We start from the raw sequence: 691 nt of genomic DNA on the forward strand, positions 1-691 counted from the left end.
GAGAGACATTTCGATTTTGCCGGACTCAATTTCGAATAATCACTTAAAAGTGATATTCCCAAGAACACTTGAATGTGTTTTTTGGTGTTTGTCATAAAGACAAACATTGAGAACTTTACAAGTAATCTTAAAGATTACTTTGTCAGCTTTCCAAATTGTTAAAGAGCAAATCACTTCCTAAGAAGTTCATTTTCTAAAGACTTTCAGAGTCGAAGATTCTAACCACATACGTCTTACTGAAGTGGTTTGGAATTCCTATCCAAAAATACTTAGAGAATGGTGGGCGATACCGGGCTCGAACCAGTGACCCCCTGCTTGTAAGGCAGGTGCTCTCCCAACTGAGCTAATCGCCCACATTATTTTTTCATTCTCGTGGAGAGAATGGTGGGTCGTGCAGGATTCGAACCTGCGACCAATTGATTAAAAGTCAACTGCTCTACCAACTGAGCTAACGACCCAATGGTATCCCGTAGGGGAGTCGAACCCCTGTTACCGCCGTGAAAGGGCGGTGTCCTAGGCCTCTAGACGAACGGGACACTGGATTGAAGATATTGGGATATCTTCGTCTCTTTTACTTATAAACCGTATCAATCTGTGTGGACACTCATCGTGAGTAATCATCGTATAAGGAGGTGATCCAGCGCCAGGTTCCCCTAGCGCTACCTTGTTACGACTTCACCCCAGTCATGAA

Annotated in this window: 3 tRNA genes and 1 rRNA gene; all 4 read right to left on the reverse strand. The window is 43.6% G+C overall.

Annotation, left to right across the window (positions count from 1 at the left end):
• Nucleotides 1–277: 277 nt before the first annotated feature.
• Nucleotides 278–353: transfer RNA gene (locus OQJ86_RS26370), tRNA-Val, on the reverse strand.
• 29 nt (nt 354–382) lie between these two features.
• Nucleotides 383–458 (reverse strand) — tRNA-Lys (locus OQJ86_RS26375).
• A 2-nt stretch (nt 459–460) separates the two neighbouring features.
• Nucleotides 461–536, reverse strand: a tRNA-Glu gene (locus OQJ86_RS26380).
• Nucleotides 537–625: 89 nt separating this feature from the next.
• Nucleotides 626–691, reverse strand: a 16S ribosomal RNA gene (locus OQJ86_RS26385); the annotation flags it as partial.

The sequence above is a fragment of the Vibrio sp. Sgm 5 genome (assembly GCF_026241575.1).
Taxonomy (GTDB): Bacteria; Pseudomonadota; Gammaproteobacteria; order Enterobacterales; family Vibrionaceae; genus Vibrio; species Vibrio jasicida.